This is a genomic window from Selenomonas sp., assembly GCF_052169755.1.
Lineage (GTDB): Bacteria > Bacillota > Negativicutes > Selenomonadales > Selenomonadaceae > Selenomonas.
In genome coordinates this window covers 1-9,360 of record NZ_JBQNBV010000083.1, presented here as the reverse complement: position 1 = coordinate 9,360, position 9,360 = coordinate 1, and the positions used below count along the sequence as shown (strand labels likewise).

Sequence of the window (9,360 nt, the reverse complement as noted above, 5' to 3'; positions counted from 1 at the left end):
GATGATTTCTATGCTATAATTAAAGAAGTGAAAATGCGAGAAGTGTGATATAATAGATAGGAATGCCAAAAAGCGGCATCGAATATGGAGGAATCTGTTGCATGATTTATATGAAGGATGTTTCCAAGGTTTATGATAACGGCACGGTGGCGCTCGATCATGTGAATGTCAAGATTGAAAAGGGCGATTTCGTTTTTCTCGTGGGGGCGAGCGGTGCGGGCAAGTCGACGTTTGTGCGTATGCTGCTGCGCGAGATCTTGCCGACGAGCGGCAAGCTGCGCGTCAACGGGCATGATATGATGAAGCTCAGGGCAAAGGATGTGCCGTATATGCGGCGTGGGCTTGGCGTGATCTTTCAAGACTACCGCCTTTTGCCCGATAAGACGGTCTATGAAAACGTCGCCTTTGCTATGGAGGTCATCGAAGCGCCGCGCCGACTTATGCAGCGAAGCGTCAACGCCGTATTGGATATCGTGGGGCTGCGCGAGAAGTGGAAGAACTTCCCTTCACAGCTTTCGGGCGGCGAGCAGCAGCGTGTGGCGATTGCGCGTGCGATCGTCAACGATCCTGCGCTCATCATCGCCGATGAGCCGACGGGCAACCTCGATCCTGAGACTTCGTGGGAGATCATGGACATCTTCCGCCGCATCAACGATGCAGGAGCGACGATCGTCATGGCGACGCACGACAAGAACATCGTTGATACGATGAAGAAGCGCGTCATCGCTATCGAGGGCGGCCGCATCGTGCGCGACGAGGCAAAGGGGGGATACGGCTATGAAGCTTAGGACGGTGGAATATTTCATCCGTGAGGTCTGCATCTCGATCAAGCGCAACAACTGGATGTCGTTTGCGTCCATCAGTACGGTCGCCGTATCGCTTTTCGTACTCGGCATGTTTCTCATCATCGTGCTCAATATGAACCGTATGGCTTCGATGCTTGAATCGCAGGTGCAGATCAATGTCTACTTGGAAGATACGCTCAAAGACTCGGAGATTGACGATCTTGAGGATGATTTGAAAAAGATGCAGGGCATTGAGAGCGTGCAGTATGTGAGCCGTGAGGATGCAATCGTGCGTCTTCGGGAGCGTCTTGGCGATCAAAAGTACCTGCTCGATGCGCTCGATGAAAAGAATCCTTTGCCGAATGCTTTTGAAGTCACGGTCAAGCAGCCGACGATGGTGGAGACGGCTGCAAAGGCGATTGAGAAGTTCGGCGGCGTCGAGTCGGTGAAGTATGGACAGGACGTCGTCGAGCATCTTTTCGATATGACACGGCTCGTGCGTATCTTCGGCTTTACACTCATGCTTCTCTTGGCAGGCGCGACGCTTTTCATCATCTCGAACACGATTCGACTGACGGTTTTTGCGCGGCGCAAGGAAATCGCCATCATGAAGTACGTCGGTGCGACGGATTGGTTCATTCGCTGGCCGTTTCTCTTGGAGGGCGTTGTGCTTGGCTTCTTCGGCGGCGTTTTGGCGTCGATTGCACTTCGGAGCATCTACGGACTGATTACGGCGAAGGTCTACAGCACATTGGCGTTTTTGCCGCTCATACCGCAGTACCCGTTCGTCAACTTCATCAGCATCGTGATGGTTTTAAGCGGCATGGGAATCGGCGCCTTGGGCAGTACGATCTCCTTAAAGCGGTTCCTCAAGGTCTAGGGGGCTTTTTCATGTTTTTGGATTCCACAAGGAAAAATGCGGGAAAGAAAACGGCGGCTGCGGTTTTTTCTGCGCTTTATCTCATGACGCTTTCGCCGCTCGTTCAAGCGGAGAGCTTGGAAGAACAGCGCGATGCGCATATCGAAAAGGCGGAGCAGGCGCAAAAGAAGAAGGATGAGATCGACTCTACGATTGAAGGCTTATCCGAGGAAAAGCGCGCCATTGACGAGGCGGCGGACGAAGCGACGAAGGCGTATAAGGACGTCCGAAAGGAGCTTGACGCGACAGAGGAGCGCATTGATGAAAACGAGGAGAAGCTCCAAGTCTTGAATAAGGATTTCGCGAAGAAGCGCAGTCAGCTTGCCAAGCGCGTGCGCGACATCTATATCAACGGGCAAATCAGCTATCTCGACGTGCTTTTCGGCGCGAAGGATTTTCAGGATTTTTTCACGCGCATGGATCTCTTGAAGCGCGTCATCGAGCAGGATTATAGTCTTGTACAGGTCGTGTTTGCGGAAAAAACTGCCATCGAACAGTCGCAGAAAGCGCTTGAAACGGATCGCGCGGCGAAGGAAAAACTCGTTCAATCGGCTGCCGAGCGCAGGAAAGAAGCGGAGAAGAAGCAGTCGGCGAAGCAGGCGATCATTGATAAGATGGAAACGGATCGCGCGACGCAGGAACGCATTATCAACGAAAATCTTGCGGCATCCAAGGAAGTCGAGCAGATGATCCGAAACAGCCGCTATCAGCCTGCTTCTCCGGCGCTCTCGGGGGGCGGCGCTCTCAACTGGCCGCTTGGCGGGCCGATCACGTCGCCTTTTGGCTGGCGCGTGCATCCGATCACGGGAGCGAGCCGCTTCCACTCCGGCATTGACATCGGCGGTGATTACGGCGATACGATTCATGCGGCGGGCGCCGGCGTCGTTTCCTATGCGGGTTGGATATCGGGCTACGGCTACGCCGTCATCATCGATCATGGCGGCGGTATATCGACGCTTTACGGGCACAATCAAGCGCTGCTCGTCAGTGAGGGACAGAGCGTCTCGCAGGGGCAGCCGATCGCCGAGTGCGGCTCTACGGGCAATTCCACGGGACCGCACTGCCACTTTGAGGTGCGCGTCGACGGCGAACCGGTCAATCCTATGGGGTATCTTTGATGGATTGCCTTGGATGAGGTGACAGATATTTTGAAAAAGAAAACGATGTTTTTGCTCATCGTCGCAACGGCTTTCGTGACGTTTAATGCGACGGTGTTCGGCTTCTATGCTTTGATGGGCTTCAACGATCATAAGGTGAAGGACGTCATGCGCTTCTTTGGCGCTCTGCGTTTTATTGAGACGCAGTATGTACGTGATGTGGACTATACGAAGCTTATCGACGGCGCTATTGCGGGTATGGTCAAGACGCTGGATGATCCGCATTCCATCTATCTCGACCAGCAGATGTACGAGCTTATGCGCTCGCATACGGAGGGCAGCTTCGGCGGTGTCGGCATCGTCATGGGCTTCAAGGACAACAAGATCACGGTCATTTCCGTCATGGAGGGAACGCCGAGTGAGACGGCGGGCATCAAGACAGGCGATGAGATCGTCGCCGTCGATGGTACGCCGACGACTGAGATTGAACCGGAGGGCGTCGCGCTGCGCATTCGCGGTGCGGTGGATACGGATGTGACGCTGCGAATTCATCGCGCGGGCGAAGAGGACAAGGATTATATCGTGCGGCGTGCGATGATTCAGGTGCATACGGTCGCGGGGCAGATGCTGCCCGATACGGACGGCATCGGTTATATCCGTATCGCATCCTTCTCGGAACATACGGCAGACGAGTTCAAAGAGGCTTATCGTGCACTGGAGGAAAGCGGCGTCAAGGGCATGATTATCGATCTGCGCGAAAATCCCGGAGGTCTTGTGACGAGCTGTGTAGAGGTCGCCAACATGCTCGTGCCGCAGGGACCTGTCGTCTCCGTCGTGCAGCGCGACGGCACGCGCGAGGAGTATGATTCGGATCTGGCGGAAGAAAAGTATCCGCTCGTCGTGCTCATCGACGGCAACAGCGCTTCGGCGAGTGAGATCCTTGCAGGCGCTTTGCAGGATACGGGGGCGGCGACGCTCGTCGGTGAGAAGTCGTACGGCAAAGGCTCGGTGCAGGTCGTCCTGCCGCTCTACGACGACGATGCGCTGAAGCTCACGATCGCCAAGTATTATACGCCGTCGGGCAGAAGCATCGACGGCACGGGCATTGATCCGGACGTCGCCGTCGAGCCGCAGGCGGACGGTGCGGATGACGTGCAGCTCTTGAAGGCGATTGACGTCATGAAGGGGAAGATTGCGGGCGTTGGCGCAAAGGTTATATAAAGAAGAGGAGCGGAGACTGTGGCAGAGATTTGCCTGCGCATCGATGATGTGAAAAGGGAAGCGGAGCAGACTTGTGAAGACGTGGGAATGTTCATGTCTATGGCAATCAGCCTCTACTTGAAAAATTGAAGATGGCTCCATGCGGTTCTCACGATGGAGATAAATAAGATCCGTATCCATGAGATACCGGTGAATATCACGACGAATCGCTGCGTCAAATTGCGCGGCGATTTTTTATTTGAGAAGAAAATGGGACATTTAGATTTATTTTGTAATTTTTATATAAATTTTGCTATATGTTCTATAAATTTGTGCTATAATGGATAGGCATATATCCGCCTGTATCATAGGGCGCAAATTATTACGGGGAGCGATATCATGAAAAATGAACACAATGAGTTTATGCAGCATGAGCTGCGGCTGCCGGAACTTACCGTGCGCGGTATGCTCTTGGGCGCTGTATTGACGGTGATCTTTACGGCGTCAAACGTCTATCTGGGTCTGAAGGTCGGTCTGACTTTTTCATCCGCCATTCCGGCGGCTGTCATCTCGATGGCGGTTCTCAAGATGGCAAAGAATTCCAACATCCTTGAAAACAACATGGTGCAGACGCAGGCGTCGGCTGCGGGTACATTATCCGCCATCATCTTCATCATTCCGGGGATGCTTATGATCGGCTACTGGCACGGCTTCGAGTTCACACAGACGCTTCTGGTCGCGGCATGCGGCGGCTGCTTGGGCGTGCTCTTTACGATTCCTCTGCGCCGTGCCATGGTCGTCAACAGCGACCTTGCGTATCCCGAAGGCGTTGCGGCGGCGGAGATTTTGAAGGTCAATACGCATGGCGAAGGCGGAAAAAGCGAGGGTACGGGGCTAAAGGAGATCCTCTCGGGCAGCTTCGTCGCCGGCATCATCGCGCTCTGCACCAGCGGCTTTCAAGTGCTGTCCGGTGCGCTTTCCGTCTGGATTCCCATTGGGCGCGGCATGACGCAGTTCCCGATCGGCTACTCTACCGCTCTGGTCGGCGCGGGCTACCTCATCGGCATCGCGAGCGGGATCGCCATGCTTGTCGGCGTTCTCATCGCTTGGGCAGGCTTCGTGCCTTTTTATACGATCACGGGTACGCCGCCCGACGGCGTGACGATGCAGAAGTTTGCCGCCGCCGTCTATCAGGAGCGTGTGCGGCTTATCGGTGCGGGCGCGATGGGTGTCGCCGCGATCTGGACGCTCATGACGCTTGTACGTCCCGTCGTCGAGGGCATGAAGGAATCGTTCGCCGCCATACGTATGCCTGAAACGGTCAAGGACAGACATCGCATGGATATTGATATGTCGGCGAAGAGCATCGGCTTTGTATTCCTGCTCACGGTCATCGGTTTGATCGCCGTCTTTTATGCGTTTGTCAGCCCCGAGGGGCTGCCGGAGAGCCAAGTGCTCGCCTTTACGCTGGTCGGCGTCGGCGTCGCTGTGTTTATGGGCTTCTTCGTCGCTGTCGCCTGTGCGTACATGGCAGGTCTTGTCGGCACGTCCTCAAGCCCGATTTCGGGCATCGGCATTCTCGGCATCATCGTCGCTTCGCTCGTCATGTATGCGCTCTGCTCTTCGTTCGGCATTTTCGATCTGCCGGGCGGTGAGAAATTCGCGACGGCGACGGCGATTTTCACGACGTCGATTATTCTTGCCATCGCTTGTATCTCGAACGACAACATGCAGGATCTCAAGACGGGCTGGCTCGTCGGCGCGACACCGTGGCGTCAGCAGGTCGCGCTGCTCTTGGGCTGCGTCGTCGGTGCGCTCGTCATCGCGCCTGTGCTGAACCTTCTCTATGAAGCGTATGGCTTCGTCGGCGCCCTGCCGCGCGAAGGCATGGATCCCGCGCAGGCGCTCGCTGCGCCGCAGGCGGTGCTCATGAAAACGATCGCCGAGGGGATCTTCTCGAATAATCTCGCTTGGGAGTATATCTATATCGGACTTGGGCTTGGCGTCGCCATCGTGCTCGTGGACATCATGCTGCGCCGCACGACGAGAAGTCTTGCGCTGCCGCCTTTGGCCGTCGGCATGGGCATCTATCTGCCGCCGAGCATCCCGACGCCGCTCGTCATTGGCGCGGTTCTCGGCTATTTGCTCGATAAGGCGCTGAAGAGCCGCGGCAAGGAAGCGGGCAAGGCGGCGCGTCGTCGCGGCACGCTCTTCGCCTCGGGGCTTATTGTCGGCGAATCCATCGTCGGCGTCGCGCTTGCCGGACTCATCGCCGTTTCCGTATCGAGCGGCGGCAGTGAGAGTCCGCTCGCGCTCGTCGGCGCTGATTTTGCCGACACTGCGGAAATGCTCGGTCTTGTCGTATTCGCGGCTGCCGTATTCATCTTGAGCCGCGTGGTGCTTGCGAAAGGAAAATAAAAGCAAACGAAAAGCTGCTGCATCTTGTCGGATGCGGCAGCTTTTTGCGTCCGGTGGAAAGAGACATGAGAAGAATAAACAATTATATGTACGATAAATAGATATAAAATATAATATAAACTTTGATGAATATAAAAAAGATAGCAGGATTTTTTAATTTTTTGGAGAAGAATGGTTATAGAAAGAGTTCGTTATGTATACCTAGAGGAGAGGGAGGAATTTTGTATGAGTATCGAAGGAAAGACGAATGTTCGCGGGGGGGGGATAGGATTTCAAATCAATGCAGTGACGGGCATGGGTATAGCCGTCATGCTCATCATCGTTACGAGCTTCATCGCCTATATGAGCTTTGAGGCGCTGGTCGATGCCGGCAAACGTGAAACGATGCTGGAGAATAAGCAGATCGCCTATCGGATTGAGCAGCGATACAGCCGCGCTGTGCGAATCAGCGCCCGCATGGAAAGAGAGTTGCAAAACAAGCTCTCTGTCGCGTCGCCCGAAAATAATCGCGATGCTATCGTCGCCATGCTCGTCGATGAGATGTCAGAAAGCGCGGGCATCACATCGGCATCGATCATCTTGGAAGGTTCTTCGGGAGCAGAGGCATTGAATGTTTTCGTTGACTATGAAGGAAAGATCGGTACGGTGCAAGATGCCATGCAGAGCGATTGGTACAAGACTGTGAAAAATACGGGCAGACCGTTCCTTGCACAGCCCGATTTTACGCAAAACGGACGTCTGGCAGCGCGCTACGTTTTGCCTGTTGAGGTGAACGGGCGGGTTCGCGGCGTTGTTTGTGCGAATATCAGTATGACGGAGATACAGGAAGGCATCGAAAAGCTCAGTCGGGAAGAAAATTATTATGGCGTCTTTACGCGTCAGGGCAGCATGATCGCACATGGCTTGGAAAAGGACTTGATTCTCAAGAAATTTTATGATCGATTCCCCATGACGGATGCGGAAATTGCGGAAGCTTTCGACGAAAGTACGGTCACGACTATGGAGCGTGAGTCGCCGAGTACAGGCGTCGATTCGGTTTACTGTTTCTACCCCATGCACCTTGAAGGGGTGGATTCGGAATGGATGGTGTTCTCCACGACGGAGCGCGACGTCTTTACGGCGACAGCGAAGAAGATGGTCTGGTCTGCCGTCGCCATCGCATTCGTCTGCTGCGTCATCCTGCTTGTATTCATGGGCGTCTTCGTCCATAAGCGCATCGCTACGCCCTTGGGTGAGATCACGTCTGTCATCGAGAAGCTCGCGCATCTCGACGTGCGTGCAGACGAGTCGCACGCTTATCTCAGAGAGCGCGGCGATGAGATCGGCACGATGTCGCGCAGCATCGCCACGCTTCGGAACAACCTGCGCACGGTCATCGACAAGATCAGCTACTCCTCTCAGGCTGTCGCCGCGACGAGCGAAGAGCTTACGGCGACGGCGCAGTCCACGGCAGACTCTGCACGCGACGTCGCGTCCGCCATCCACAACATTGCCGACGGCGCGACGAGTCAGGCGCAGGATACGCAGAACGCTTCCATGCATATCGACGAGATCATGGTGCTCATGGACGAAAATAAGGAAATCCTGCACCGGATCAATCAAGCGACCGGCAACATCCGCCGTGAAAAAGATGAAGGCGCGGAAATCCTCAGCAATCTCGTGAAGAAGTCGGAAGAAACGGCACAGGCGACGGAAGATGTCGCACGTGTCGTCGAGGAGACGAACAAGAGCGCCGAAGATATTGAAAAAGCCAGCGAGATGATTCAGTCGATCTCGGCGCAGACGAATCTGCTCGCACTGAACGCCGCGATCGAGGCGGCTCGTGCAGGTGACGCGGGGCGCGGCTTCGCCGTCGTCGCTGAAGAGATCCGCACGCTTGCCGAGCAGTCGAAGAGCTTCACCGATGAAATTAGCGCCATCATCGTCGGTCTCAAGACGAAGGCGCAGGAAGCCGTCAATACCATGCAAGTTTCCAAGCGTCTTTTCACCGAAACGCAGGTCAGCCTCGAAAAGACACAGGGGAAATTCCAGAAGATCACGGAAGCTGTCGATACGACGGAAGAAGTCATGGGTACGATGAATAAGTCTACGGATGAAATTACCGCGAAGAATCATGCTATCGCGGAAGTCGTGCAGGGACTCTCGGCGCTCGCAGAAGAGAACGCTGCGACGAGCGAAGAAGGAAATGCCGCCGTTGAGACGCAGACACATTCGCTGCAGGATATCGCTGAAGCGAGCGAAGGTTTGGCGAATGTCGCCATGGATTTGAACGGCGAGATCGGCAAATTTAAGGTCTGAGTTTTTGTCAAGAAACCAGCCCGATGGAAGTGTTTCCGTCGGGCTGGTTTTTTCGATGACGACGGGGCTGCTGTAAACGGCGGTGCAGATATGTTTCAACGCTGTGTTTTGGATGGATAAGCAGACCGCTTGCTCGAAAGGGAATAAAAATACTTAACAAAAAGCTGAATATTCGATATAATAAAAGTAGAAGAAGCATTGATGAATTCCGTCGATTGTCTTTACCATGAAACCCCAAGAGGTCAAGCCCGAAGGGCGCAGATTCATGGAAGGAGGTTTTTGCGATGGATGTCCATGTGGAACGGCTGCATCGTGTGAAACCGCTGGCGCCGATTCACTTCTTTGAGGAGACGGCGCGGCGCGAGAAGAAGCAGGAGACAGCGGAAGAAAGAAAGCCGCTTCGCGGCACAGAGTCGGATGCTTATGCGGTGGAGATCTCTGCAGAGGGCAGACGTGCGGCGGCAGGTGTTGAGACGTGCGGCAGGATGGTGGAGGGCTTTTGATGGTTGTGTGGGACGACGAGAAAAGCCCCGCTTGAGCGCTTCTCGAAAGAGAGGACGCGCAGGCGGGGCTTTTTGACTGCTTGCGATACTGCCAAAGGAAGCTGTCGAGATTTTCCGCCTTGACAATGTGCGCTGCAGTG

Annotated in this window: 7 protein-coding genes; all 7 read left to right on the top strand. The window is 54.7% G+C overall.

Annotated features, from left to right (window positions below; genetic code table 11):
* Window positions 1-101 precede the first annotated feature (101 nt).
* The 7 genes from ftsE (at window position 102) to ACTTKG_RS06900 (ending at window position 9,220) form a co-directional block, all read left to right on the top strand.
* Entirely contained in the window at window positions 102-788 is a 687-nt protein-coding gene (ftsE, locus tag ACTTKG_RS06930) for a cell division ATP-binding protein FtsE (RefSeq protein ID WP_442673503.1), read from the top strand.
* The gene (ftsX, locus tag ACTTKG_RS06925) at window positions 778-1,665 is read left to right on the top strand and encodes a permease-like cell division protein FtsX (RefSeq protein ID WP_442673502.1); all 888 of its coding nucleotides are present in this window, start codon (window positions 778-780) and stop codon (window positions 1,663-1,665) included. Before ftsE ends, ftsX begins: the two co-directional genes overlap by 11 nt.
* A gap of 11 nt (window positions 1,666-1,676) precedes the next feature.
* A complete protein-coding gene (locus ACTTKG_RS06920; protein ID WP_442673501.1) occupies window positions 1,677-2,822 on the top strand; it encodes a murein hydrolase activator EnvC family protein in 1,146 nt (381 codons plus the stop codon).
* A 30-nt stretch (window positions 2,823-2,852) separates the two neighbouring features.
* The gene (locus ACTTKG_RS06915; RefSeq protein ID WP_442673500.1) at window positions 2,853-4,022 is read left to right on the top strand and encodes a S41 family peptidase; all 1,170 of its coding nucleotides are present in this window, start codon (window positions 2,853-2,855) and stop codon (window positions 4,020-4,022) included.
* A 378-nt stretch (window positions 4,023-4,400) separates the two neighbouring features.
* The gene (locus ACTTKG_RS06910; RefSeq protein WP_442673499.1) at window positions 4,401-6,419 is read left to right on the top strand and encodes an OPT family oligopeptide transporter; all 2,019 of its coding nucleotides are present in this window, start codon (window positions 4,401-4,403) and stop codon (window positions 6,417-6,419) included.
* Between the two features lie 225 nt (window positions 6,420-6,644).
* Window positions 6,645-8,717, top strand: a complete 2,073-nt coding sequence (locus tag ACTTKG_RS06905) for a methyl-accepting chemotaxis protein (RefSeq protein ID WP_442673498.1) — start codon at window positions 6,645-6,647, stop codon at window positions 8,715-8,717.
* Window positions 8,718-9,001: 284 nt separating this feature from the next.
* On the top strand, window positions 9,002-9,220 hold the full coding sequence (locus ACTTKG_RS06900; protein WP_442673497.1) for a cell division protein ZipA: 219 nt from the start codon (window positions 9,002-9,004) through the stop codon (window positions 9,218-9,220).
* Window positions 9,221-9,360 lie beyond the last annotated feature (140 nt).